23 protein-coding genes are annotated in these 25,380 nt (G+C 49.0%); 16 read left to right on the forward strand and 7 right to left on the reverse strand.

Annotation, left to right across the window (positions count from 1 at the left end; genetic code table 11):
* The 4 genes from NW212_RS08925 to NW212_RS08940 all read left to right on the forward strand — a co-directional run.
* Window positions 1-1,063, forward strand: a 1,063-nt coding sequence (locus NW212_RS08925; protein WP_258338304.1) for a site-specific integrase, incomplete at its 5' end; no start/stop codon positions are given.
* Window positions 1,064-1,073: 10 nt separating this feature from the next.
* Window positions 1,074-1,445, forward strand: coding sequence for a hypothetical protein (locus NW212_RS08930; protein WP_258338305.1), 372 nt, complete (start codon window positions 1,074-1,076; stop codon window positions 1,443-1,445).
* A 338-nt stretch (window positions 1,446-1,783) separates the two neighbouring features.
* Entirely contained in the window at window positions 1,784-2,971 is a 1,188-nt protein-coding gene (locus tag NW212_RS08935) for a primase-helicase family protein (RefSeq protein WP_258338306.1), read from the forward strand.
* Window positions 2,972-3,061: 90 nt separating this feature from the next.
* The gene (locus NW212_RS08940) at window positions 3,062-3,412 is read left to right on the forward strand and encodes a hypothetical protein (RefSeq protein WP_258338307.1); all 351 of its coding nucleotides are present in this window, start codon (window positions 3,062-3,064) and stop codon (window positions 3,410-3,412) included.
* Window positions 3,413-3,654: 242 nt separating this feature from the next.
* Here NW212_RS08940 and NW212_RS08945 read toward each other — a convergent pair whose 3' ends face one another.
* From NW212_RS08945 to NW212_RS08960, 4 genes are all read right to left on the reverse strand, one after another.
* Entirely contained in the window at window positions 3,655-4,608 is a 954-nt protein-coding gene (locus tag NW212_RS08945; RefSeq protein WP_258338308.1) for a site-specific integrase, read from the reverse strand.
* A gap of 37 nt (window positions 4,609-4,645) precedes the next feature.
* Complete coding sequence (locus tag NW212_RS08950) at window positions 4,646-5,818, reverse strand: DUF262 domain-containing protein (RefSeq protein ID WP_258338309.1); 1,173 nt, start codon at window positions 5,816-5,818, stop codon at window positions 4,646-4,648.
* Between the two features lie 352 nt (window positions 5,819-6,170).
* Window positions 6,171-7,364, reverse strand: coding sequence for an adenine-specific methyltransferase EcoRI family protein (locus NW212_RS08955; protein WP_258338310.1), 1,194 nt, complete (start codon window positions 7,362-7,364; stop codon window positions 6,171-6,173).
* 26 nt (window positions 7,365-7,390) lie between these two features.
* Window positions 7,391-7,591 carry a helix-turn-helix domain-containing protein gene (locus NW212_RS08960; RefSeq protein WP_258338311.1) on the reverse strand — a complete coding sequence of 67 codons (201 nt, stop codon included), beginning with the start codon at window positions 7,589-7,591 and terminating at the stop codon, window positions 7,391-7,393.
* Window positions 7,592-7,894: 303 nt separating this feature from the next.
* Between NW212_RS08960 and NW212_RS08965 the strand changes: the two genes are divergently transcribed.
* On the forward strand, window positions 7,895-9,553 hold the full coding sequence (locus NW212_RS08965; protein WP_258338312.1) for a S41 family peptidase: 1,659 nt from the start codon (window positions 7,895-7,897) through the stop codon (window positions 9,551-9,553).
* 34 nt (window positions 9,554-9,587) lie between these two features.
* Here the strand turns inward: NW212_RS08965 and NW212_RS08970 are convergent, their stop codons facing one another.
* Window positions 9,588-10,256 carry a hypothetical protein gene (locus tag NW212_RS08970; RefSeq protein WP_258338313.1) on the reverse strand — a complete coding sequence of 223 codons (669 nt, stop codon included), beginning with the start codon at window positions 10,254-10,256 and terminating at the stop codon, window positions 9,588-9,590.
* The gene (locus NW212_RS08975; protein WP_375337976.1) at window positions 10,237-11,058 is read right to left on the reverse strand and encodes a metallophosphoesterase family protein; all 822 of its coding nucleotides are present in this window, start codon (window positions 11,056-11,058) and stop codon (window positions 10,237-10,239) included. The genes NW212_RS08970 and NW212_RS08975 overlap by 20 nt, the downstream gene beginning before the upstream one ends.
* Window positions 11,059-11,404: 346 nt before the next feature.
* Between NW212_RS08975 and fldA the strand changes: the two genes are divergently transcribed.
* Together fldA and NW212_RS08985 are read left to right on the forward strand one after the other, a co-directional pair.
* A complete protein-coding gene (fldA, locus tag NW212_RS08980; protein WP_258338314.1) occupies window positions 11,405-11,914 on the forward strand; it encodes a flavodoxin FldA in 510 nt (169 codons plus the stop codon).
* A gap of 15 nt (window positions 11,915-11,929) precedes the next feature.
* On the forward strand, window positions 11,930-12,301 hold the full coding sequence (locus tag NW212_RS08985; RefSeq protein WP_258338315.1) for a DUF2023 family protein: 372 nt from the start codon (window positions 11,930-11,932) through the stop codon (window positions 12,299-12,301).
* A 139-nt stretch (window positions 12,302-12,440) separates the two neighbouring features.
* Here the strand turns inward: NW212_RS08985 and NW212_RS08990 are convergent, their stop codons facing one another.
* Window positions 12,441-13,265 (reverse strand): pyridoxamine kinase, encoded by an 825-nt coding sequence (locus NW212_RS08990; RefSeq protein WP_375337979.1) that lies wholly within the window; start codon window positions 13,263-13,265, stop codon window positions 12,441-12,443.
* 631 nt (window positions 13,266-13,896) lie between these two features.
* Here NW212_RS08990 and NW212_RS08995 point away from each other — a divergent pair.
* The 9 genes from NW212_RS08995 to NW212_RS09035 all read left to right on the forward strand — a co-directional run bounded on the left by NW212_RS08995 (window position 13,897) and on the right by NW212_RS09035 (window position 25,347).
* Entirely contained in the window at window positions 13,897-15,495 is a 1,599-nt protein-coding gene (locus tag NW212_RS08995) for a DUF4595 domain-containing protein (protein WP_258338316.1), read from the forward strand.
* Between the two features lie 306 nt (window positions 15,496-15,801).
* Window positions 15,802-17,154: an MATE family efflux transporter gene (locus NW212_RS09000; protein WP_258338317.1), complete on the forward strand. Its 1,353-nt coding sequence runs from the start codon at window positions 15,802-15,804 to the stop codon at window positions 17,152-17,154.
* Between the two features lie 135 nt (window positions 17,155-17,289).
* Window positions 17,290-18,612, forward strand: a complete 1,323-nt coding sequence (locus tag NW212_RS09005; RefSeq protein WP_258338318.1) for a DEAD/DEAH box helicase — start codon at window positions 17,290-17,292, stop codon at window positions 18,610-18,612.
* Between the two features lie 258 nt (window positions 18,613-18,870).
* Window positions 18,871-19,947 (forward strand): 3-phosphoserine/phosphohydroxythreonine transaminase, encoded by a 1,077-nt coding sequence (gene serC, locus NW212_RS09010; protein ID WP_258338319.1) that lies wholly within the window; start codon window positions 18,871-18,873, stop codon window positions 19,945-19,947.
* A 104-nt stretch (window positions 19,948-20,051) separates the two neighbouring features.
* Window positions 20,052-20,972, forward strand: a complete 921-nt coding sequence (locus NW212_RS09015; RefSeq protein WP_258338320.1) for an NAD(P)-dependent oxidoreductase — start codon at window positions 20,052-20,054, stop codon at window positions 20,970-20,972.
* Between the two features lie 98 nt (window positions 20,973-21,070).
* Window positions 21,071-22,318, forward strand: coding sequence for a DUF1015 domain-containing protein (locus tag NW212_RS09020; RefSeq protein ID WP_258338321.1), 1,248 nt, complete (start codon window positions 21,071-21,073; stop codon window positions 22,316-22,318).
* A gap of 384 nt (window positions 22,319-22,702) precedes the next feature.
* The gene (locus tag NW212_RS09025; RefSeq protein ID WP_258338322.1) at window positions 22,703-23,611 is read left to right on the forward strand and encodes a DMT family transporter; all 909 of its coding nucleotides are present in this window, start codon (window positions 22,703-22,705) and stop codon (window positions 23,609-23,611) included.
* A 12-nt stretch (window positions 23,612-23,623) separates the two neighbouring features.
* Entirely contained in the window at window positions 23,624-24,235 is a 612-nt protein-coding gene (locus NW212_RS09030) for a YigZ family protein (protein ID WP_258338323.1), read from the forward strand.
* Window positions 24,236-24,324: 89 nt separating this feature from the next.
* Window positions 24,325-25,347, forward strand: a complete 1,023-nt coding sequence (locus NW212_RS09035; protein WP_258338324.1) for a L,D-transpeptidase — start codon at window positions 24,325-24,327, stop codon at window positions 25,345-25,347.
* Window positions 25,348-25,380: the final 33 nt, after the last annotated feature.

Raw genomic sequence — 25,380 nt, forward strand, 5'->3', positions numbered from 1 at the left:
CAAGGGCAACAAGGCCAAGGGAAAGAGCCGCGAGGCAATGGCTGTAAATTATGCCCTTGACAACATCAAGGCACAGATAACGAAGCATTACCAGCGGCTTTCCGACCGTGAGGCGTTTGTCACGGCAGAAATGGTACGTAACGCCTACCAAGGCATCGGCACGGAGTACGAAACATTGTTGCGTGCCTTTGACAAGGAGAACGAGGCTTTTGCCAAACGGGTGGGTAAAGACCGCTCCATCAACACCTACAACAAACATCTTATTGTCCGCAAATATGTTGCAGAGTTCATAAAGAAACAATACAAACGTGCGGACATGGCGATGAACGAATTGACGGAGGACTTCATCCGTGACTTCTGTCTGTACCTGCGAAACGAGGTCGGGCTGGCGCAATCGTCCGTGTGGATATACTCCACACCGTTGAAGCACATTGTCACAACGGCACACTATCACGGCAAGATACCGAGAAATCCGTTTGCGCTGTACCATGTTGACCCTGACTATAAGGAACGCGAGTATCTGACAGAAAAGGAGCTGCGGATTATTAGCACTGTAAAATTGGATACTCTCAACGATGAGTTTGCCCGTGACCTTTTCATCTTCGGGTGTTGGACGGGTATCTCGTTCATTGATATAAAGAACCTTACGACAGACAATCTTGTGGAAATGAACGGAGCCAAGTGGATTGTGTCAAAACGCCAAAAGACAGGCGTACCGTTCCGTATCAAACTAATGGACATCCCAATGCAGATAATCAAGCGTTATGAGCCGTTCAGAACTGACAAACGGCTGTTCAATATGGGTGCATACTCGTCTATAAACAAGCGCATTAAGGAGGTGGCGAAGAAATGCGGAATAGAAAAGCGGATTTCATTCCATGTAAGCCGCCACTCCTTCGCTGTTTTGGCATTGAATTACGGTATGCCGATAGAAAGCGTGAGCAAGATTTTAGGGCATACGAAGATAGCCACCACACAAATTTATGCGAAAGTGACGAACACAAAACTTGACAATGACATTTCCGCCTTTGAAAAGAAAGTGGGCAAGCGTTTCACCATATAATGTGCAGCCTATGAAACGGACAACAATCACGATGGACGGGTGCGGCAAGGTTGCCGTACCGTCCGATGCCGCCAATGTATGGATGAGTGAAATGGAATTGGTAAGGTTGTTCGGTGTAATAGCCCCAACACTCCGTACCGCCATCCGAACCGTGTACAAGAGCAAAGTGCTGCAACCTTGTGAGGTGGAAAGGCGCATCAAGTTACCTAACGGCTATTATGCGGATGTGTATGCCCTGCCAATGGTCGTGGCACTCGCTTTCCGCATCAACACATCCAACGCTGCAAGAGTGCGCAACGCCCTGCTGGAAAGGCTGTGCTTGCGAAAAGACAGACAAGTTTTGGTGGTTTCTATGGGCAGTAATCCCTTATGCAGATGTTAGATTGTACATATTTGAAACTTTTAAGCCTATTTATGAGCGGTTTAACCTGACGTGATGACATCAGTAAACCTGTAAACCAGCATATCCATTTACCTACGAATATTTATGACATCCTATCAGCCCGAAGAAGTGCGACATTTCGCTTCTTTGGGCTTTTCTTTTCGTCTTTTGATGGCTGGCATTACCTATTCCGCCGCATTTTCTTGTTTGTCGGGTTCTTTTGCGCCGTTCTGCATGGTTTTACTAATCAAGGTTTTAGCCGTCCTGCCGTAGCTTTGCACCCATGTTCAACCCGCTTGCCGACAAGGTGTCGGCGGCACTAAAACCAAGTAAAGCCAATGACAGAAAAAGAAGAATTCATCCGTGTAGGCACAACGCTCTACAAGATTGTGAACCAGCCCCGCATTGACGGCGACTATGTGAGGAAGCGCATCGCATGGAACTCCGAGACCTTGCGGCAGGACTACGGCAAGGACTACATGGCGGGCATTCCGAAGTATGACGGCTTCTGCACCGTGCCCGACCATGTGGGCTACCAACCCGTAGTCGGCAAATTCCTCAACCTCTACGAGCCGATAAGCCATGTTCCCCGACAAGGCGACTTCCCCTGCATCCGCTCGCTGGTGGAACACATCTTCGGCGAACAGTACGAGTTGGGCATGGACTACCTGCAACTGCTCTACCTTTACCCCGTTCAGAAACTGCCCATCCTCCTGCTCGTGTCCGAAGAGAGGAATACGGGCAAAAGTACGTTCCTGAACTTCCTGAAAGCCGTATTCCAAAACAACGCGACTTTCAACACCAACGAGGACTTCCGCAGCCAGTTCAATTCCGACTGGGCTGGCAAGCTGCTCATCATGGTGGACGAGGTATTGCTCAACCGCCGTGAGGACAGCGAGCGTTTGAAGAACCTCAGCACCACGCTATCCTACAAGGTGGAGGCGAAAGGGAAAGACCGTGACGAGATAGGCTTCTTCGCCAAGTTCGTGCTTTGCTCCAACAACGAGCACCTGCCCGTCATCATTGACGCCGGGGAGACACGCTATTGGGTGCGGAAGATTATGCCGCTCCAAAGCGATGATACCGACTTCCTGCAAAAGCTGAAAGCGGAAATCCCCGCTTTCCTGCACTTCCTTGCTGGTCGCAAGCTATCCACCGAGAAAGAGAGCCGCATGTGGTTTAACCCGAAGCGCTTGGAGACGGATGCCCTGCGGAAAATTATCCGAAGCAACCGCAACCGTTTGGAGATAGAGATGGCGGAACTGCTGCTTGACATAATGGCGAAGATGGAAGTGGAAACGGTGTCCTTCTGCCTTAACGACATCATCCCGTTGCTCGTCTGCTCGCAAGTCAAGGTGGAGAAGTCGCAGGTTCGGAAAGTGGTGCAGGAATGCTGGAAGCTGACACCCGCGCCCAACGGTCTTACCTATACCGCCTACCAATACGGCGGCACAGACCGTTACCAGACCCGAAGATGTGTGGGCAGGTACTACACCGTCACGAAAGAACTGCTGGAAAGGCTTTGATATTCTGTTGAATTGTTGAATAAGGATAGAAAACTATTGGTATATAATAACATACAACCTCAACAAACTACCAACAATACACAACGGCTGATGAAAAGAAGAAGCATCGGCACACCGCTTCGGACCTGCCTTTTCTTTTCACATCCGTTTGTTGGGCGATACGCCTTTGTTGAGAGATTGTTTAGAACGTATCTTGCAACATATCAGACTGTTATCTATCCATATCAACAATTCAACGCTTTTTCACCCCTCAACAAGTCCGCCGGGGAAGCAACAAAGGTGAGTATAGCCATCAGCAGGCTGGTCGGACGGACTTCCGTCCTGCCGACCAACAAGGGAAAACCAATGTTGCTGGCGAAAAGAAAAAGGCGACCGACAGCAGCCGACATTACCGCCGACACCTCCGCAGGCTTTTGGGAACAAAAAGCCATAGCTCATTAGGGCGTTTTCTTCACGCACCGCTGACGCTAATGCTAAAAACGCCCCAATGAGCCAGCGGGGTTGCACCCCTCTGGACACCCCGTTTGCTTCCGGCAGAAGCAGCAAGTTGTCCTTTGGGTTACCCAAAGGCAAATAAGTTACTCCACAGTCGGAACTCTGTTTTTCACTGGTAGCAAGTTTGTGTTTTGGTATGCCCAAAACAGACTTGCTATCTCCCAATTGGTCAAAAGCCATACTCTAAATTACGGTTCTGCTATTCCAAGAAATTTGCTCATGCGTTCAACGCACTTCTTTTTCTGATTGAGGTTTGGATGCACATACAGGTTGAGCGTGGTCGCCACGTTGGAATGACCGAGTATCACGCTTACCGTTTTGTAATCGCACTGGCTTTCTATGCAACGGGTCGCAAAGGTGTGCCTAAGCCCATGAAATACGATTTGAGGTATGCCGAGACGCTTTAATAATCGGGAAAAATAGTCACGATAAGAGCGTGGCTCTTTGGAATGTTCTGATGTGCCGACCACAAACGGAGAGGTAGAGGCTTTCTTGACTGTTTTCAGACATTGGAACAATTGCTTGGAGATAGGTATCTCGCGATATGAATTTCTTGTTTTGGGCGATGACTGTATTTTCTCTGTGGATTTCAACTCACAATTGTAAACCCGTCCAACGGTATGCCTTACTGTGATAATCCGTTGGCAGAAGTCCACATCTTGCCATTGCAGTGCGCATACTTCTCCTATTCTCATACCTGTACAGAGAGACAACAGTACACCTATGTTCTGTGCTGTCGGCTTTTCAATCAGATGTCGCATTAGTATGCGTTGATGCTCTATTGCCAAAGTTGGCAATCGGCTTATTTCTGTATCTGTAGGATATTCTATTTCCCAATCCTCGAATGGAAAAATCTTATGTTTTCTTCCGTATTTGGCTACAGATTTTAATACAGCTACCATGTCTCTCACGGTTTTACGCGCAAGACCGCACGAAAGTTTATGAATGACAAACTGCTGGACGTCATCCTCTGTGATGGCAGTCTTAGTACCAAAATAAGGCAGCAAATGGGTTTGCAGCGTCAGCAAATAAGCACACATGGTAGAGTGCTTTACGATTGGGCGTTTTGTTTCGCACCAGCTTTTTGAAATTTCTTGAAATGTTTTCTGCATATACAATTTTGAGGAAGTTAATACTTTCATAACTCCCTCAAAATACGCATATTCTGCGATATATACATTATTTGTTGCCTTTTGAACGATTATGTGTCTTACACAGCATCTCGCAATTTTCAATGGAAGTAGCACCTCCTTTGCTCCATGCGGTCACATGGTCGGCATCCATTTCATTGAACTTGTAAATCCGTGTCTTATTGGCATTGTCACCTATGGCACACAGAGGACAGTTGGAAATGCCTTTTTCTTTGGCAGCCTCAGTTTGGCGAGCGTATGCCGCACGTTTCGTAGACTCTTCGAACAAACGGATTTGAAGGAGGCTTTTGTCTTGTTCGCCACCTAATACGTACTCATAGATATTACGTGGGCATTTGATACTTTCGTCCGCCTGCAGGGCAAGCACACGCTCCGTCACATGGTCAATGCTGTAAGGTGTCTTATGGTAAGTTTCGTAAAGCCTCCCCCATTCCAGACCGCACATATCCCGTTCCACCATAGTGAATGTAGTGGAAACCCAATCTATCACGGAGCGGAAATAGTTTTCAAGTTCACTTATAGAACTGTCGCGGCGGTGCTGGCTCATATAGGCATCTATGGTCATTCCTTTGCTGGCGCATACCCATTCAAGAGCCTTTTCTAAATATTTTTGTCGTTTTACATCTCCCTTTACATAACAACTCCACTTCTGCGTTTCTGCATTTTGTGAGTTGCTAAATACACGCTTTGCTGCGGTGACGAACGGACCTGAATAGATGGCGTTCAACAATTCTTGGTCATTGAGTGGCACTCCCTTAATATTGATGGTCTGAAACCATTCTTTGATTTCTTTTTCTTCGCCTTCACATTCGTAGATAAGTAAAGGAGATTGCAGGATTTTTTGCTGCTGTTCCTCGTTCAATCCCAAGAAACTTTTTCGTTTACCATCAGTGTCTTCTATGGTAAATTTTCCTGTAACATACCGTCCGAATGAGGTAATGCGTTGCTGCCCATCGAGTACTTCATACCTTCTATCGGCTGTGCAGTTAAAGTATATCAGTCCGATGGGGTATCCTTTCAACAACGATTCAATGACAGCTACGTCCTTTTTCCCGTCATTGTAAATATAGTTGCGTTGGTATTCGGGCTGGATGGTAAGCCGCCCGTCAAGTCCGAACAGCCCTTTACCTTCCAATTCATTGTATGTAAAACCTTTGCAGATGTCTGCAACAGTCCATTCTGTATGTAATATTGTTTTCATATATTTTGTTTTTAAGTTGAAATCTTAGGTGCAACAGAAAGTGAAGGAAAAGGATTTTCCAATAACTTGTGGAAAATAAACAGTAATGTCGCCCAACCACTCGTTAATGGAGAGCGAAAGTTCAAGCGAATATTTATCAAAAACAATGTTCATGACTCATAGTATAATGTTGATAAAGGAATTGAAGTTTTTTGAAATCTTAGGGATAACCGATAGAGGAAATGAATGGGGCTTGAAAACCAAGGAATACACCATTTCCGACACACCTAACTTTGCGGATTTGAACCGTAGGGGAGCTATTTGGAGCAATGGCTCTTTGGTTTCAACATATGCCCGATTACTCATACGTAAATTATGATTTGATATGTCTAATAAGAACTCTTGCATAAACTTGTGTATAATATTTCCCGTCAACCATATAATAAGTTTCATTCTGAGGTACTTCGGAATGAAGCAAGACTGCCCCGTCATTGAGTTTCGTCACTCTGGATTCTTCCCCATGACGGTCAACTTGGATTTGTTCGGGATAAGTTTTGGAGGCACTTCCAAACCATGTCTTTGTTATCCCTAAGATTTCAAATTGCTCCGGGCAATATTTTATCAGAAACGAAATAGGTACACCCATTACTCCATCATAATCTGACGGTATCGCATCCGTAAAAGGAACTTCTATTGCATCGTAATTATCATAATGGGCATAAGTGGTTTTACCACGTATTTCCTTATGTTTGGAATACCGTAAATTATCAGCCATTGTCATCAATGAAAGAGGCTGATGGCGGCGTCCATGTTCTATGCTTGTAAACCAGCAAGAGTTTCCTAATCGAGTATAATTCCCGACATACCCTAATCTGGCTGCTTTTTGTCTATCCTTATCATCAACTTTGGCTCCTTCAGGAACTCCAAATACCATATCATTGCCATTCCCTGTTGCCCCAAGCCATATCTGATTACTTTTTATCAAAGGGAAAACTTCCTTATAAGTAATGGCATTCATGTTACCTATAACTGCAAACCTTTTTCCTCCCTCCATTATCCATGCCAAGAACTCCCTGAAAAGGGAAAATGGCGGGTTGGTGATTATGAAATCTGCTTCATCTCGCAACTTAGTAACTTCTTTGCTGCGGAAATCGCCATCGCCGTTCAAGTATTCCCATTCAAGGTCGTCTATATTGATACGCCCGTCACCGCTTTTGTCTTGTTCCAATACGAATATCTTACCTTTGACGGAAGTCTTGGCACTGTCGAATTGTGGGGCTTCCTGCTCGAACAAAGACGGTTGGTAAGGTGTTTTATATTTTTTGCTATCCGGCGCATAGCTCGTAGAAATCAATTTTTTCAACCCAAGCTCATCAAATTTGGCGGCAAAGAAGCGTGTAAAGTTGCTCCATTCGGGGTCGTCGCAAGGCAATAAAATCGTCTTTCCCTTGAATACGTTTGGGTCATATTCAAGGTATGCGTTCATCTCAATTTCTATGTCGTGGAATTGAGTATAGAACTCATCGTTCTTGGCCGCTTTTGCTTCTTTCAAATTACTGTTTGCCATCGTATCTTCTTTTCGTTGTTACCATGCTATCTACTAATCTTGTTAGGTATTAACAAGTCTCTGACATCTACATTCAGTATGTCCGCAATCTGATATAAAACAGGAATGGGAGGCTGCACCTTGTTCGTAGCATATAGATTGACCATATTAAAAGTCTTTCCAAGCCTATTCGCCAATTCTGTTTGGCTAATGCCCTTAGTCTCCAATACCTCTTTTATTCGGTTCATATCACATTCTTTTGTCTGACGGTTACAAAGGTACAAAATTTTATTTGGTATTTTGCTTGTTTCTCAAAAGAAAGTGCTAATTTTGCAAATAGAACAAGAGTTGTTTGACAGAAATACACTGCATATCGCAGAAAATGTGACCGTTGCCAAGTCATTACCTCACCTTTTGAGGAATGCTCATAAGTAGCTTATTTTTAATTAGTTCCTGCTTTAACATCAAATTTTCTATGCAAAATTCCGTGCGAAATTGTTGCCATACGGATTTTTTTAATAGATTTGCTTTCCGTAATATTTAATATACTTATGAAAAACTTGAAAAAAACATTGTTGGTCTGCGGATTGCTTTCTGTGGCTGTAGGGGTTTTTGCACAGGACGAGGCAAAGACATTGCCGGTGCTTCGTGAGGGAAAGGAAGATATTCATATATGGGTGGACGGTCGGCTTCAGCCCGGAGCGTGGCTGGCGGATCCCCGTACGCGTCCGGATGTCTATCCGACATCGGGGAGGAGGGTGAAGTTCGCCAACGAGCGTGACTCTGTTGTTTTTGATGTAGAAAAGGACGGAGCATATGACTTTGTTGTGCTGACCGCTGAGGGGGACTCCGCGTTCACGCGCGTTCAGTGGGAGTCGGCGAACCCTTTGGAGGAGCCTTCTGCCGAGATGTTGAGGAGAGGGGCTGACGGGAAACTCTCGAAGGCGCAGGCAAGGTTCGATGTGGATGCGCTGGTCTATACGTTGGGTGAAATCCATCCTGACCTGTTTTCCGCATGTCGTCAGGAAGATTTCTTCCGTGCTGTGAACAAGGTGAAGTATGAGATGCCTGACTCGGTCACTGCACTGGAACTTTTCCGCCGTGCAGCTCCGCTGGTTACGCTGGTAGGCGACGGGCATACGATGCTCCGTTTTCCCTACAATGACATATTCACTGAAACTTATCTCCGCCTGCCGCTTTTTGTCAAGGTGTCCACTTCAGAACCCCGCATTTTTGTGGACCGCTGCATCGACGGACTGATACCGGCGGGGGCGGAAGTGCTTTCAATAAACGGTCGGAGTGCGGCGGAGATGCTGGAGGCCATGATGCCTTATGCGAGCGGCGAGCGTGAGTTTTTCCGCCTTTCGCGTCTGGGTTATGATTTCGCAGCCTTGTTCGAAATGCTCTATGCTGCCGGGCAATACGATGTGGCTTACCGTTTGGAGGAAGGAACAGACACGCTTCGCTCCACATTGCGTCCGGCCGTCTTTGCAGAAATGAAGGCACGGATGCCGGACAAGAAGAAAGAGGAACGTAAGGCGTCCGACTATTCTTTCCGGATACTGAAAGATAAGGACGTGGCTATCATGGATTTCCGCTCGTTCAATAATCCCCGGCGGATGGCGGCTTTCGCCGACTCCATGTTTTCCGTGCTCGGCAAGGAACATATAGGCAATCTTATTATTGACATACGCGGCAACGGAGGGGGAGACTCCGCGGTCGGTGACGTGCTGCTGCGCTATATCTCGCACAAGCCTTTCCGGCAGATGGGAAAAGGATTGGCACGGATCACTCCCACAACCTTGCGCCTGACGGATTATCCGGGGCTGAAACCGGGATGGACTTTCTTCGATGGAGAAGGAGAGGACGGGAGCGGTCTTATTCTTCCGCTTGCGGAGAAACGCTATAAGGGCAAGGTGTATCTGCTCACCAGTCACATGACGTTCTCTTCGGCCAGCTCGTTCGCATGGGCGTTCAAGCATTTCGGAATGGGAACCGTGATCGGTGAGGAAACGGGTGGAATGAGCGTGTCTTTCGGAGATGTCCTCCTGTACAGGCTGCCTGTTTCCCGGCTGGCATGCACCATTTCCTGGAAACGCTTCTGGCTGTACGGGGCGGACGAAAACGACATCCACGGCACATTGCCCGACTATGCTGTTCCGCAGGAGAAAGCTCTCGGCAAAGCATTTGAGCTGATTGCCGATGAATGACGGGCGGCGGAACTTTTTCCGGCAAGATTTTTTTTCAGTCCCTGAACAGATGCACCTTTATGCCGAACGAGAAGCGGAGGATGTCTTTCATGCGGAGCGTGCGGTTGGTTGCCTTGCTGACCAGATACAGTTCGCAGGTGCTCACTTCGTAATAGGCGGAGATGTTCCGCAGCAGGTTGTGCGAAGGGTTGAACCCGAACCGCTGCCCGATAAAGATGTACGGGCGCAGCTTGGTGCTGAAGTTGTAGTATTTGTTGGGATATTTTCCCGGCTCTCTTTTCCAGAACTCGTCGCCCGTGATGGTGGTCACGTACAGCCCGCAATAAAACGGTTCGAGCGTCCAGCGGGGATCGAAACTGATGCTCCACGGGATGTAGTTCTGCTTTACCGTAAAAGTGAGCCTTGTTTTTTCGCCCGCATATTTCTTCGGAAGGAATCCCCAGAGAAAGTCGGTTTCCCACTGGCATCGCTTGCCGTAGTCCCATCCGGCTCCGATGGCGAACATGCCCATTCCTCCGGCATACTGGAGCGAAGCCTGGGTGGGCTTCAGGCGTTCCCAGCGTTTGTATTTCAGATGGACGCGCTTGTCCCACCGCCGGGTCTGAACGGCCGGGGCGGGAATGGTATCTCCGGCACATACATGTACCGCAGGAGAAAGGAAAGCCGGCAGGATGCACAATATTTTAATAGGAAACCACTTCATAGGTATAATCGTTTTCGTTGATGGTAAACAGCAGGTATGAGCGTTTGTTTGCGGAGGCGCATTCGTAATACATCACGCCGTCTTCAAACAGTTCCTCGGCACTGACATTGTGCCCGTGTCCGTAAATACAGAACTGCAGTGAGGGGAAGGATGTTATCGTCTGCTCAAAGAAATAGGCCACGTTGTTGTTGAACTGCTCGGAGAAAGGGCCGGCGTGCATGGCGACTACCGTCTTTTCTATTCCTTCCGGAAGGTTCTGTTTGTCGTTGCTGATATACTGGAAATCGGGTATGGCCGTGTCGTAGCCGAACTCAAGGGCATTGGTGTTGAGGCATAGGAAGTGTACATTCCCGGCGTTGAACGAGAAGTTGTTTTCTCCGAAAATCCGGTTGAACACCTCTTCGCCCGTGGCAAGGCAGTCGTGGTTTCCCAGAATGCATACATAAGGCACGCTGAGCCGGTTGAGTATGTCGCGCTGCTTCTCAAACTCCAGTTTGAGTCCGAAGTCGGACAAGTCGCCGGTATGCACCACAAAATCAAGGTCTTTCTGTCCGTTGAGCGACTCTACCGCCTCTTCCGTTTCGTCATACCATCTCTGCGTGTCGCTGATGACGGCAAACGTGATGCGCTTCCGGCCTTCCAGCTCCGCTTCGATGCGCTGCATGTTCTTTGCGTTGATGCCCGTTTCTCCGTCAATGTCGAGGTCGTAGGGATGGTATTCGATCATGTCGCATCCTCCCGACGGAAACGTCAGGCAGCAGCACAAAAGCGCAGGCAAGATGTGAGTTCTGCAATTGTTCATAAATAAAGGTTTGGGCGAATGTCTGCCGCACATTGTTTTCCGAAGCCTTGAAATAGTCTGTCTTCAGCCTGGAGCCAACCATCTTTAAGTTGGAGATAAAGATTTTCCCCCGATTCCGGCTGTTTTCTTCTTGCTTTTTGGAGTCCGTCAGGCTGCATACACCCGCAAATGTTTATTTGTGTTGCAAATTTGAAGATAAAAAACAAAATTCAAAACATCAGAAAGACGCTAAAAGTGTTCCGTATGATTGTTTGGCGCAGAACGGAGAAAAAAATCCCAATTTTTAGGTATTTCATATCTCGCCGCCATGCGCTTATTTTGTCGTGTCAAATCAAAAACGAGAAAAATGAAAAAGACTGGTATTTTTTATGGTTCCACAACCGGAACGACAGAGTCGGTGGCCCGGTTGATTGCCGGAAAGCTGGGTATCTCGCCGGCTGATCTGCATGATGTGAGCAAAATGACCGCTGACAAGGTGGCTTCGTACGATGCGCTGATACTGGGCACTTCGACTTGGGGCGACGGCGAGCTTCAGGATGACTGGTACGACGGCATCAAGGTGCTGAAGGGTGCCGATCTGAAGGGAAAGACAATTGCCCTCTTCGGGTGCGGCGACTCTGAGTCGTATGCCGATACGTTCTGCGACGGCATGGGCGTGCTCTACGAGGATCTGAAGGACAGCGGATGCGTCTTTATCGGCGCGGTGCCCGAGTCGGACTATACCTACAGCGCGTCTGTCGCCGTGGCCGACGGGAAGTTTGTGGGGCTGGCCATCGACGAGATGAACGAAAGCGACAAGACGGAAGCCCGTGTGGAGTCGTGGACCGAGATGCTGAAAGCTGATTTAACCGTATAAAGACATAGCCTGCTTATGATTGCTCCCGATATCAATCCGATAGAACTCAAGGTGTTCTTGAACCATATTTATGAGCTGAAGAAAGGTGTGCGCCAGATGGTGCTTTATACCACGAACAAGAAATACGAAGCCTTTGCCGTGAAGCGGCTGAAGAGCCAGCGCATCCGTTTTGTGATTCAGGAGGTGGACAGCGAACGCATCAACCTGTTTTTCGGGAAGGCGGAGTGCATTGAGGCAATCCGTGTGATGGTGAAACGTCCGCTCAACGAGCTGACGCCTGAGGAGGATTTTATTCTGGGAGCGATGCTCGGATACGATATCTGCGCGCAGTGCAAGCGGTATTGCGACCGCAAGTCGCGCAAGAACTGCGTGATGAAAAACAACTGAGGAACTGTTTCGAATCTCTACATTTTTTCTGTTCGTTCATTGTTCTCGGACAACGGACAAACGTTTTTAATCAGGTTCTCTTTTTCTGCGGAGGCATGGCGGGCTTTCCTCCCGCTGTGCCTCCCGCTTTTGCACTTGTCTATTCCAGCAGTTCGTAGCTGCTCACCTGGATAGGCATGTCAAGGTTGTGCAGCACCTTTTCGAGCATGATTCCCTCCAGGTTGTTGTATTCGTAGCCGAAGGTGGCGCGTATGCCCTGCAGAATGAACTGGGTGGCGCGGTCGAGCGCGATGGGCAGACTGTCGCCCTGCATCAGCGATCCGGTGATGACGCTGGTAAACGTGTCGCCCGTGCCGGGATAGTGTGCGGGCAGGTAAGGGCAGGTAACCTTCCAGTAGCGGTTCCCGAACCGGTTGTATGCATAGACCGAGGTGGAGTGGGGGTCGTCCTTGACCGGCACGCTGGTTACGATGACGATGCTCGGTCCCTTGTCAGACAGAGCCTTGAGCGCAGCCTTCAGTTCCGCGTCGGTCATGCACTCCTGATAAGGCATGTCGAGCAGGCGGAACAGCTCCGTCATGTTCGGCGTGATGATGTCTGCCAGGCAGATCAGCTTCTTCATTTCGGTAACCATGTCTTCGGTGATCCCCTTGTAAAGGCTTCCGTTGTCCCCCATGACAGGGTCTACGACAACGAGGTCGGTAGGCCGCCGGAATCTTCTGATAAAGTCCTCCACAATCTGAGCCTGTTTCGGCGATCCGAGGTATCCCGAATAGAAAGCGTCGAAGCGCATGTCCAGTTCCTCCCATTTTTCGATGATCCGCTTCATTTCGTCGGTAAGGTCGAGGAACGAGTAGACAGGATACTGGGTGTGGTTTGAAAGGATGGCGGTGGGCAGGGGACACACCTGCAGTCCCATGGACGAAAGAATGGGTATCACAGCCATCAGCGATACCCGTCCCATTCCGGAAAGGTCGTGTACGGCCACCACTCTTTTTCCGTGGTTGTGGAAGAGCCGTTCGCAGGGAGTGCTGTCCGGCTGCGTGCGTGCGGCAGTCTTCTTCCGCTTGTATTTGTTCTCTTTTTCCCAGGCAGCCTTGCGCGCCTCGTATGCCTCGTATTGCTTTTCGATATAGTTGTCGGCCATGATGGTATATATTTGTAACAGTTTTTGCAAAGGACGTTACTTTTGGCGAATTGGGCAAACTTTTCGTCGTAAATCTGTATGGGGAATATGCCTCCTTGAAACCAAGAGCGGCAGAAGTATGGTTATAGGGTACTGATACAGTTCCTGCCGGTCAGTGTCCGATTGTGCTTTGTGCGAAAAGTATTGATAAAAATGCTGTATCTATTTCGACAATTTAACAGATAGCTAGTCTTATTTCTGGTTGTTGATTTGTAAATTTGCAATGCAAAATCGGACATCCGATAAGGGAATTACATTACCTTGGCAATTCGATATGTGATAAATGAGTTTATCCGATGTATTGAAAGTAATGGGACGGCTCTTTCCCTTAAAAACATAATTATTGCTGTATCCCGTCTGCAGAATTTTGATTACCGACAATCAAATTCAACATTAAACAGTAATAATTATGAAAAAGTATTGTAAAATTCCGTTTCTGGTACTGTTGGCCGTGTTGACAGTTCCGTGTTTCTTTTCTTGTAGTGACGACACTGAAGATGTCGTTGTCAATATGAATCCTCCCCAGTACGAATCTGTCAGCGGGAAATATGAAATCACAGACAGTTCTTCTCCGTATGCAAGCATTGAACTTGGGGCAAGCGGTGACTATGTCGTCATCAAACGCAGCGGCGGTTATGCTGTTTCTTCATTGCAAAAGGGAAATCTTTTTTCCCGGAAGGCCCCGGCAAGCAGGGCTGTGACGTATGACAACGTAGTCTATGGCACTTATATCCAAATCGACGATGAAACTTTCAATTTGGAGGGATTCGGTGTCATACAACTGAAATCAAACGGTGGTCAGGGAATTACAGATGTAATAATCAAACCTAATGGTGGAAACGAGATGGCTTTTGCCGTAAAAAAGGCCGCAACGATGGGCGATGATGACTTGACCAATGCTTTGTGCCGTACGTGGAAGGTGACGAATATACATGAGAGAGGATATGATTCGTACGATGGGGAATACGACGATACTTATACTCCTGATGAATATTACGGTGCGATATCGGAAGTTATGTTTTCTAAGTCGGGTACGTTTCTCAGTTTTTATAATGACAATGAAATAGAAGCTCATTTCTGGAAATGGGAAAACCAAGGCGAACGCCAGATCCGCTATTCATGGGATAACGTATGGAACAATGATGATGAAGAGGGCAATTTCACTGTAAACTTTTCGTCTGACAACAGACTTACCATTCATGAGTATTATAGGGATTATGAAACTGGTGAATGGTACGAATCCACGGTGGAACTGGTCGAGAAGAATCCGTCAGGAAGCGACGGGGATGAAGGAGATGTAACTGTTCCAACAGACAAGAATCCGGTTGAAAGGGTGTTTACGGGGAAACTGGTAGATGAAGTGGATGACCACGGATTGGACAAGTTCGTCTATGAGAGCGGTTTCCTTACTCAAGTGGATGACGGTGACGGATATAAGATAACATTCGAATATTACTATCTTGATCCAGACAAGCAGACTTCAGACCCTGATGTAAGATATACAAGAGAACGTGCTGATGGAAGTGTGTCCTATATTTATGACGTGTGGCTGAACGAATTGGGATTTGCCAGACGCATTGATTCAAAACATAATGATGAATATGGCGGTTTTGAATTCCAGTCCACTTGTGAGTATGATGAGGAAGGGCATCTCGTTTATATGAACGAAGGTCGGGAAGAAAGAGAATACTCTCTCGTTTGGACTGATGGAGATATAAGTCATATAGACATACAAGGTAGCCATACTCAATCTACTGATTTTAGTTATTCTGAAACTCTTAATGACAATAACCTGATGTTCTTTTACGACATTTATGATATGGATATAGAAGAACTGAAATATCTTTATTGGGCAGGGCTGCTTGGCGTATCTCCAAAACATTTAGTAACGATGTCAAATAGCGATGATGAACATTATCAATTTGAATGGGAATCCGATAAAGTCTTGTACAGGTCTGACGGTGGGAATTCCTGGACTGATTTAATACATTTTACGTTTGCGGATTAAGACGGTGTGATCGTTTTGCTTTCTTGAAAACGGCTTTTTCCGATGTTGGAAAGGGAGGGGTGCGTATCGTCCACCCTCTATATCGGACCGAGAGATCTTAAATGGAAAAGTCATATCAAAAAAGGGAAGAAAATTTGCAAATGCCGAATCTTTGACCCAACTTTGCGCCGACATAACGGAGATGCGTTTTGTAATCCTCATCGGAGGCTGGAAATGCCGGATAAGATGACTGGGTAAAACCAATCAGCTTGTCCGGCATTTCTTGTGTGTCCGGTGTGGAGAACGCTTGCACAAAATGAAAAGAATATGACAAAAGAACTTGATCTGACTCGGGGAAGCGTGCCGAAGGTGCTGCTTCAGTTTGCTGTCCCTTACCTGCTTGCCAATGTGCTGCAGGCGCTTTATGGAGGAGCCGACCTGTTTGTGGTCGGACAGTTTGACGATGCCGCCAGCGTGGCGGGAGTGGCTGTGGGAAGCCAGGTGATGCAGACCGTTACGGGCATCATTCTCGGCCTGACCACCGGCATTACGGTGCTTATCGGGATTGCCACGGGCGCGCGCAACAGCAAGGAACTGGCTGCCATTATCGGATCGTCTGTGTGGCTTTTTGCCATTGTGGGTGCCGCGTTGACTTTGCCGATGGCTGTTTTTCATAATCCGATAGCCGAGCTGATGCACACGCCGGCTGAGGCGATGCGCGATACGGAGCATTACTTGCTGATCTGTTCGCTGGGCATTCCCTTTATCATCGGCTACAATGTGGTGTGCGGCATTTTGCGCGGGCTGGGCGACTCGCGTACGCCGCTTTATTTTGTGGCTTTGGCCTGTGTCATCAATATTGTGCTCGACTTTGTGCTGGTTGGCGGATGCGGGATGCGTGCTGCGGGTGCCGCCATCGCCACTGTCGCTTCGCAAGGCATCAGCTTTGCCGCCGCGCTCTGGTTTCTTCACCGCCGCGGATTTCATTTCGAGTTTACCCGCCGTGACATCCGGATGAACGGCTATTTTTCCCGCCGCGTGCTTAAGCTCGGCGCTCCCATTGCCTTGCAGGATGCGCTGATCAACGTGTCGTTCCTGCTCATAACCGTGATAGTCAATCAGATGGGACTAATAGCTTCGGCCGCTCTCGGAGTGGTAGAGAAGATCATTGTTTTCGCCATGCTTCCTCCGATGGCTGTTTCTTCTGCCGTGGCTGCCATGACAGCGCAGAACTACGGTGCCGGACTCAGAGAGCGCATGAACCGCTGCCTGATGTCGGGCATCGGGATGTCGCTGGTGTTCGGAGTGTCGGTATGCGTCTATTCTCAGTTCCTTCCGGATACACTTACGGGCATTTTCACCCGTGATGCGGAAGTCATTGCGATGGCATCCGGGTATCTTCGCGGCTACAGCATCGACTGTGTGATGGTGAGCTTCATATTCTGCATCAATTCCTACTTCAGCGGCCAGGGCAATTCCTGGTTCCCGATGGTGCACAGTCTGATTGCTACCTTCCTGTTCCGTATTCCGTTGTCGTGGGCGTTCAGCCACATTGACCCGGGTTCTCTTGTGTGGATGGGGTTTGCGCCTCCTCTTTCCACCTCGGTTTCGCTGGTCATCTGTCTGTGGTATATCCGGCGTTGCAACAGGCAATATAAGGCCGGTATGCTGGCAGGGTGATCGGAGGCTGTCCGGCTTTTCGGGCTGGCGGTTGCTCCAGTCCCGCTTCCGGTTAGTGGGCTGCGATTGGAAGCGACTGCTTTTTTCGCTATCTTTGCTCCCGGATTTGAATTGAATCACTTGAAATTTTATCGTATGGACATACAGAATATTTTGTTGAATTTGAAGATAGAGAGTCTTAATGCCATGCAGCAGTCAATGGCTGAGGCTTATGTGAAGAATGACTCTGACCTCATCCTGCTGTCGCCTACGGGGTCGGGAAAGACGCTGGCCTATCTCATTCCCCTGGTCATGTCGCTTCGCCAGGATGTCAGAGGCGTGCAGGCGGTAGTGATGGTTCCTTCGCGCGAGCTTGCCTTGCAGATCGAGCAGGTGTTCAAGTCGATGGGAACCGGCCTGGCCGTGATGAGCTGCTACGGCGGACGTCCTGCGATGGACGAGCACCGGACGATGCAGAGCCTGGAACCGTCGGTGATTGTGGGTACGCCCGGACGGATGAACGATCATCTGACGAAAAAGAACTTTGATGCCGCAGCCGTGCGTACCTTGGTTATCGATGAGTTCGACAAGTGCCTGGAGTTCGGCTTCCAGGACGAGATGGCCGAAGTGATAGGCAAGCTGCCATCGCTCCGCCGCCGTATACTTCTGTCGGCTACGGATTCGGAAGAGATTCCCTCTTTTACCGGCATCCGCCGCGCGGTGCGGCTGAACTTCCTTGGCGGTGACACGCCGGGTGCTTCCGGCCGCCTCCATATATATAAGGTAATGTCGCCGATAAAAGACAAGCTCGAAACGCTTGGCAAACTGCTGTGTTGTCTGGGGCAAGAGCCTACGCTTGTGTTCTGCAATTACCGTGAGAGTGTGGACCGCGTGGGGCAGTTCCTTCGCTCGCAGAAGATCGAGTGCGGAGTTTTTCACGGTGGAATGGAGCAGGAAGCCCGCGAGCGCGCCCTTTACAAGTTCCGCAACGGAAGCTGCCACGTGTTCATATCGACCGATCTGGCAGCGCGCGGACTTGACATTCCGACTATCCGGAATGTGGTGCATTACCATTTGCCCGTCAATGAAGAAGGGTTCATCCATCGCAACGGACGTACAGCCCGCTGGGAAGCCGATGGAAACGCCTTTATCATTCTTCATCCGGAAGAAACGCTTCCGGAGTATGTCAAGCCCGAGCCTGAAAGCTTCGTTTTTCCGGAAAAGATACCCGCTCCCTCGCTTTCACGGTTTGTGACTCTTTACTTCGGAAAGGGCAAGAAAGACAAGATAAACAAGATCGATATTGTCGGATTCCTGTCGAAGAAAGGCAACCTGAAAAAAGACGAAATCGGTCAGGTGGACGTGAAGGACCATTACGCTTATGCGGCTGTTGCGAGAGAAAAAGCCAAGCAAGTGTTAAAATTGGTGCAGAATGAAAAGATTAAAGGGGTAAAAGCTTTGATAGAACTGGCAAAATGATATCTTTGTGTCAGATATGAGAATCGGGGGAAGCGTCCCCCGTTCATTTTGCTATGTATTGTTCGGCACAGACTGCATAGTATAGATTGAAGTGTGTCAATAAGTAAGCAAAAACACGTTTCGGTTGGTATTTTGAAAGAAAATCTTTCATCTCCATGTAAAATTATTATCGTTTCTTTTGGTTTTCTAAAATAAATCGCTAAATTCGCAAATGTGAGTTAGATGAAAATGATTGTCAAACCAATAAACAAACTACCAATGAAGAAACACAATTTTAATGCGGGACCTTCTATTCTGCCTCGCGAAGTAATTGAGAAAACAGCTCAGGCCATCCTTGATTTCAATGGCTCAGGACTTTCGTTGATGGAAATCAGTCACCGCGCTAAAGATTTCCAGCCGGTGGTGGACGAAGCGGTTGCCTTGTTCAAAGAACTTTTGGATATTCCGGACGGTTATTCGGTGTTGTTCCTTGGCGGAGGCGCCAGCCTGGAATTCTGCATGGTGCCGTATAACTTCCTCGAAAAGAAGGCTGCTTATCTGAATACGGGAGCATGGGCAAAGAAGGCCATGAAGGAAGCGAAGGCTTTCGGTGAAACCGTTGAGGTGGCTTCTTCTGAAAAAGACACTTATACGTATATCCCGAAAGGATTTGAAGCGAATGTTCCGGCAGACGCCGACTATTTCCATATCACTACCAACAATACGATTTACGGAACGGAGCTGCATGCCGATCCGACAGTGCCGGTGCCGATGGTGGCCGACATGTCGTCGGATATTTTCTCGCGTCCGGTCGACGTGTCAAAGTACATCTGCATTTATGGCGGCGCGCAGAAGAATCTGGCTCCGGCAGGTGTGACTTTCGTTATCGTTAAGAACGATGCGCTGGGCAAGGTGTCCCGCCACATACCGACCATGCTGAACTATCAGACGCATGTTGACAAAGGCTCTATGTTCAATACGCCTCCGGTAGTGCCTATTTATGCGGCTTTGCAGACGTTGCGCTGGCTGAAGGCTCAAGGCGGCGTAGAGGAGATGCAGCGCCGTGCGAAAATGCGTTCGGACATGCTGTATGGCGAAATCGACCGCAACCGGTTGTTCCGCGGTACGGTGACGGATCCTGAAGACCGCTCGTATATGAACATCTGCTTCGTGATGGCGGACGAATACAAGGAACTGGAAGCGGACTTTCTGAAGTTTGCTACCGACAGAGGCATGGTGGGCGTGAAGGGTCACCGCTCGGTAGGCGGATTCCGTGCTTCCTGCTACAATGCGCTTCCGGCAGAAAGTGTGCAGGCGCTGATCGACTGCATGAAGGAATTTGAAAAGGCGCATTGATCGTTTTATTGCTGATACAGGGACACAAAGGGCAGAGGCTGCTTTTGGGTATGCGCTGCCCTTTGTGTTTCTTCATTTATTTATTCACCCTTAATTCTTAATTTATGAAAGTACTGGTTGCAACTGAAAAGCCGTTTGCCAAAGTGGCGGTCGACGGCATTCGCAAGGAAATAGAAGATGCGGGCTACGAACTGGCTCTGCTTGAAAAATATACAGACAAGCAGCAATTGCTGGATGCGGTGAAGGATGCCAATGCACTTATTATCCGAAGTGATATTGTAGACAAGGAAGTGCTCGATGCGGCAAAAGAACTGAAGATTGTCGTGCGTGCGGGAGCAGGTTATGACAATGTCGATCTCAACGAGGCCACGGCTCATGGTGTCTGTGTGATGAATACGCCGGGACAGAATTCAAATGCGGTGGCTGAACTTGCTTTCGGCCTGATGATCATGGCTGTACGCAACTTCTACGACGGCAAGTCGGGAACCGAACTGAAAGGAAAAAAACTGGGCATTCATGCTTACGGCAACGTGGGGCGCAATGTGGCGCGAATTGCCAAAGGTATAGGCATGGACATCTACGCTTATGACGCTTACTGTCCGAAAGAGGCGATGGAGGCCGACGGCATCAAGCCGGTAGAGAGTGCGGAAGAACTGTATGCTACGTGCAACGTCGTTTCGCTGCATATACCTGCCACTCCGGAAACGAAGGGTTCTGTCAACTACGACCTGGTGGGACGTATGCCGAAAAATGGCTTGCTGGTCAATACGGCACGCAAGGAGGTCATTAACGAAGAAGAACTGATACGGCTCATGAACGACCGGCCGGACTTGAAGTATGTGACGGACATCATGCCCGTACACAACGAGGAGTTTGCCGAGCAGTTCCCGGGCCGCTATTTCTCTACTCCGAAAAAGATGGGCGCGCAGACTGCCGAAGCAAACATCAATGCGGGCATAGCTGCTGCCAGACAGATTGTGGGCTTCCTGAAAGACGGATGCGAGAAGTTCCGCGTGAACAAGTGAGATAAGAATCAGTGGTTGAATTTAAAACGACAGGCTTTAATGACGGGGGTGCGTTCTGCACCGGCCGTCATTGACTGCCGGTTGCAAATAAAAAAGCGATGGTCAAGATAAAACCTTTCAAAGGAATACGTCCTCCGAAAGAACTGGTGGAGGAAGTGGCTTCGCGTCCTTACGATGTACTTAACTCTGAAGAGGCACGTGCGGAAGCCGAGGGCAACGAAAAGTCGTTGTACCATATCATCAAGCCGGAGATCGATTTTCCGGCAGGTACTGACGAGCATGATCCGAGAGTTTACGGCAAGGCGGCAGAGAATTTCCGGATGTTTCAAGACAAGGGATGGCTGGTGCAGGACGAAAAGGAGTGCTATTACATCTATTCGCAAACCATGAACGGAAAAACGCAGTATGGTTTGGTAGTGGGGGCTTATGTAGACGATTATCTGAACGGCTCCATCAAAAAACACGAGCTGACACGGCGCGACAAGGAGGAGGACCGCATGAAGCATGTGCGGGTGAACAACGCGAACATTGAACCGGTGTTTTTCGCTTACCCGGAGAACAGGACGGTGGATGCCATTGTAGCGAAATATACGGCAGGGGAGCCTGTCTATGATTTCATCGCTCCGGGCGATGGATTCGGACACAAGTTCTGGGTGGTGGACAACGACGAGGATATCAGGGCCATCACGGAGATTTTTGCAGAAATGCCTGCCATGTACATTGCCGACGGGCATCACCGCAGTGCGGCTGCCGCGCTGGTGGGGGCGGAGAAGGCAAGGCAGAACCCGAACCACCGGGGCGATGAGGAATACAATTATTTCATGGCGGTGTGTTTCCCGGCCGACCAGTTAACCATCATCGACTATAACCGGGTGGTGAAAGATCTGAACGGACTGACTCCTGCACAGTTCCTTGAAGCGCTGAAGAAGCATTTCACGGTAGAAGAGAAAGGTACGGAGATTTATCGTCCGGCTGCTCTGCACAACTTTTCGCTCTATCTGGACGGCAAATGGTATAGTCTGACTGCTCATCCCGACACTTACGATGACAACGATCCGATTGGCGTGCTCGACGTAACCATCTCTTCCGGCCTGATCTTGGATGAGATTTTGGGAATCAAGGACCTGCGCACCGACAAGCGGATTGATTTTGTTGGCGGCATCCGCGGACTGGAGGAGTTGAAGAGGCGGGTCGACAGCGGTGAGATGAAACTTGCGCTGGCTCTCTATCCAGTTTCGATGAAGCAGCTGATGGATATTGCGGATTCGGGCAACATCATGCCCCCGAAGACCACTTGGTTTGAGCCGAAGCTGCGTTCGGGGCTTGTGATTCATAAGCTGGAATAGGGAATCTGGAGAGTCGGTATCAGGAAAGGCTTGTGCTGCCCCAAAGACTCCGCTTTTATGTTTTTGGGAAGGGAGGGCTGCGTGTATTGTCAGCCCCCTGGCAGTGCGCCGATGCTGATCTAGAAACTGTCGTTTAAATTTCCCGATAGGGCAGTATTCTATCAGGTTCTTTTGCGTTTGTTTCCGGCCTGTTTTCCCGGCTCTATTCGTCAGACGCTCCATAAAATCAGCGAAGCATCCTTGAAGACAATTCGCAGATAGGCCTGAGCAAAATAAAACGAACTTTTATGTTGGCGGAAATTGTAAAAATGTATGACATTTCCGGCACAACCAACCGAAATATTCACTACTTTTGCGGCGAATTTCAAGAAATGCCGGAAATATATGCCTAACACTACATTCAAAGGTTTTGCTTATGGAGCGATAGCCGCAGCCAGCTACGGCTTGAATCCCCTTTTCGCCCTGCCGCTCTACAGTGCAGGGATGAACCCTGATTCGGTGCTGTTCTACCGCTATGGGATTGCCGTGGTGATGCTTTTCGTGCTGATGCTCGTCCAGAAACAGTCGTTTGCGCTGAAGAAGGCGGAGGTAGCTCCGCTTGTCCTCATGGGCATCCTTTTCTCTTTTTCTTCGCTTACACTTTTCATGAGCTATAATTACATGGATGCGGGCATCGCCTCCACCATCCTTTTCGCCTATCCGGTTCTGGTGGCCATTATTATGGCGGTCTTTTTCAAGGAAAAGGTGTCGTTTGTCACCATGTTCTCCATCGCCCTGGCCTTTACGGGCATCATGCTGCTCTATCGCGGCGAAGGCGGCAAGACCCTGAGTCTGCTGGGCGTATTGCTGGTGTTCATTTCTTCGCTGACTTATGCCATCTATATTGTGGGCGTGAACCGCTCTGTGCTGCGCGAGATGTCTACGCTGAAGCTTACTTTCTATTCCGTACTGTTTGGAATGAGCGTTTATATCGTCAGACTGAAATTTGGCCTCATACTCCAGCCCATACCTTCGGCCGAACTTTGGCTGAATCCCGTCGGGATGGCGTTGTTCCCTACGATTATTTCGCTGATATTCATGACGAAGTCCATTCATTACATCGGCTCAACCCCTGCCGCTATCTTGGGGGCGCTCGAGCCTATTACGGCTTTGGTGATCGGCGTTACGATATTCGGCGAGGCGTTGACTCCCCGGATTATTCTGGGCATCATTCTGATACTGTCGGCGGTGATGCTGATTATCGTGGGGAAGTCGCTGATGCGGGCAATCCGTGTCCGCCTGTTGCACAAATAATACGGCAGGTTCATGATGCAGGATGATACCTACAAAACCATCACCGGCATGTCGGAAGCGGTGTTCACTGAAAAGCGGAGCAAGTTCATCGCGGCTGCCATTCCTGTGCGTACCCTTGAAGAGGTAAAGTCGCATCTTGAAGCCTGGCAGAAGAAATATTACGATGCGCGCCACGTGTGCTATGCCTATATGCTTGGTGCCGAGCGGAAAGACTTTCGTGCAAACGACAATGGAGAACCGTCCGGAACGGCAGGAAAACCCATCCTTGGACAGATCAATTCGCGTGAGCTGACAGACGTGCTGGTTGTCGTTGTGCGCTATTTCGGAGGCATCAAGCTGGGAACAAGCGGACTGATAGTGGCATACCGCACGGCGGCTGCCATGGCTCTGGACGAGGCGGAAATCATCGAAAAGACAGTTGACGATACGGTAACGGTGGCTTTTGAATATCCTTTCATGAACGATGTGATGCGCATCGTAAAGGAGGAGTCGCCTGAGATTCTGGAGCAGTCATACGACATGGACTGCCTGATGACGCTACGCATCCGCCGCTCGATGATGGAGAAGCTGCGTGCCCGTCTGGAGAAGGTGGAAACGGCGAGGATACTTGACCGGACAATTTAAACGACAGGCTCTTAAATGTTTTTTCACTGAAACTTTTGCTTTTACCGAAAGAAACGCTATCTTTGTAAAAAGACCTTAATTAGCGAGTTATGAGGCGTTTTGCTTGGCAGACAGTAGTGGCGATTGCCCTTTCTTTCACCGCTTGTGACAATCGGGAGGTGGAAGTCGTTCCTGCGGACATTGCTGAGCCGGCAGCCTCAGACACGATAGAGGTTGTGCTTCCTTTTGAGCGGAGGACACTTTCCGCTTCCGACATTATCCTTGCCAAAGAGTTCCTTTATGACAAGTATACGCTTGAAGACACTTATCCTTATCAGGATACGGTGCGTTCGTTCAAGTGGGATATCATCCGCCAGTGTCTTGCCTTTGTCGAGAATATCCAGCTCGAGCCGCGTCACTGGGCCGTTCTGCAGAATTACAAGAACATGTATGGCGAAGCGCCGGTAGTTGCGAACTATGTGCGCAATGAATTTGACCGCGTTTCGGATACGCTGGGCGTCGAGCGCTATCAGTCGGTTCCCCTTTATCTTCCGGCTGATACGGTGACGCCCGTGCGCTATGGGCGCGACGGCTCGCTCGTCTATCTTCAGGGAAAGACAGGCAGCTATTGCCGTCTGGTTCCGGTGACGGTGGAAAGCGAGTGGCTGGCTCCGGAGAGGTATGTCAGGGAACTACCGGACACGACGTATTTTTCACATGTCATTTTTGTTGACCGGGGAGATCAGAATATAGCCACGCTCGAACGCAAGGCAAAAGGGGAGTGGCTTGTCCGGAGCATGAATCCTGCCACAACGGGACGGCATAACCCTCCTTACGGGCACGACACGCCGCTCGGCATGTTCGTAATCCAGCAGAAGAAGCCGAAGATGGTTTTCCTTAAAGACGGTTCACAGGCTACGGGAGGGTATGCGCCCTATGCAAGCCGCTTTACGAACGGAGCCTACATTCATGGGGTACCGGTAAATGTGCCGCGCACGGCAATGATAGAATACAGCTGGTCGCTCGGAACGACTCCCCGTTCGCACATGTGCGTGCGGAACGCCACCTCACATGCCAAGTTTATATATGACTGGGCTCCGACATTCAATTCGCTTGTGGTGGTCATTGAATGACCGGAGCGGTAAGCGTCTGTTTGAATTTATATT

The organism is Bacteroides sp. ET225 (genome assembly GCF_024733745.1).
GTDB lineage: Bacteria > Bacteroidota > Bacteroidia > Bacteroidales > Bacteroidaceae > Phocaeicola > Phocaeicola excrementipullorum.

Bases quoted from the DNA above. Each gene is read 5' to 3' on its own strand.
- NW212_RS08955 (WP_258338310.1), bottom strand. From the start codon at position 7,364: ATGGCAAACAGTAATTTGAAAGAAGCAAAAGCGGCCAAGAACGATGAG.
- serC (WP_258338319.1), top strand. From the start codon at position 18,871: ATGAAGAAACACAATTTTAATGCGGGACCTTCTATTCTGCCTCGCGAA.
- NW212_RS08985 (WP_258338315.1), top strand. From the start codon at position 11,930: ATGATTGCTCCCGATATCAATCCGATAGAACTCAAGGTGTTCTTGAAC.
- NW212_RS09035 (WP_258338324.1), top strand. From the start codon at position 24,325: ATGAGGCGTTTTGCTTGGCAGACAGTAGTGGCGATTGCCCTTTCTTTC.
- NW212_RS08995 (WP_258338316.1), top strand. From the start codon at position 13,897: ATGAAAAAGTATTGTAAAATTCCGTTTCTGGTACTGTTGGCCGTGTTG.
- NW212_RS08940 (WP_258338307.1), top strand. From the start codon at position 3,062: ATGAAAAGAAGAAGCATCGGCACACCGCTTCGGACCTGCCTTTTCTTT.
- NW212_RS09030 (WP_258338323.1), top strand. From the start codon at position 23,624: ATGATGCAGGATGATACCTACAAAACCATCACCGGCATGTCGGAAGCG.
- NW212_RS09000 (WP_258338317.1), top strand. From the start codon at position 15,802: ATGACAAAAGAACTTGATCTGACTCGGGGAAGCGTGCCGAAGGTGCTG.
- NW212_RS08935 (WP_258338306.1), top strand. From the start codon at position 1,784: ATGACAGAAAAAGAAGAATTCATCCGTGTAGGCACAACGCTCTACAAG.
- NW212_RS08930 (WP_258338305.1), top strand. From the start codon at position 1,074: ATGAAACGGACAACAATCACGATGGACGGGTGCGGCAAGGTTGCCGTA.
- NW212_RS09025 (WP_258338322.1), top strand. From the start codon at position 22,703: ATGCCTAACACTACATTCAAAGGTTTTGCTTATGGAGCGATAGCCGCA.
- fldA (WP_258338314.1), top strand. From the start codon at position 11,405: ATGAAAAAGACTGGTATTTTTTATGGTTCCACAACCGGAACGACAGAG.
- NW212_RS09020 (WP_258338321.1), top strand. From the start codon at position 21,071: ATGGTCAAGATAAAACCTTTCAAAGGAATACGTCCTCCGAAAGAACTG.
- NW212_RS09005 (WP_258338318.1), top strand. From the start codon at position 17,290: ATGGACATACAGAATATTTTGTTGAATTTGAAGATAGAGAGTCTTAAT.
- NW212_RS08945 (WP_258338308.1), bottom strand. From the start codon at position 4,608: ATGAAAGTATTAACTTCCTCAAAATTGTATATGCAGAAAACATTTCAA.
- NW212_RS08975 (WP_375337976.1), bottom strand. From the start codon at position 11,058: ATGAACAATTGCAGAACTCACATCTTGCCTGCGCTTTTGTGCTGCTGC.
- NW212_RS08970 (WP_258338313.1), bottom strand. From the start codon at position 10,256: ATGAAGTGGTTTCCTATTAAAATATTGTGCATCCTGCCGGCTTTCCTT.
- NW212_RS08960 (WP_258338311.1), bottom strand. From the start codon at position 7,591: ATGAACCGAATAAAAGAGGTATTGGAGACTAAGGGCATTAGCCAAACA.
- NW212_RS09015 (WP_258338320.1), top strand. From the start codon at position 20,052: ATGAAAGTACTGGTTGCAACTGAAAAGCCGTTTGCCAAAGTGGCGGTC.
- NW212_RS08965 (WP_258338312.1), top strand. From the start codon at position 7,895: ATGAAAAACTTGAAAAAAACATTGTTGGTCTGCGGATTGCTTTCTGTG.
- NW212_RS08990 (WP_375337979.1), bottom strand. From the start codon at position 13,265: ATGGGACGGGTATCGCTGATGGCTGTGATACCCATTCTTTCGTCCATG.
- NW212_RS08950 (WP_258338309.1), bottom strand. From the start codon at position 5,818: ATGAAAACAATATTACATACAGAATGGACTGTTGCAGACATCTGCAAA.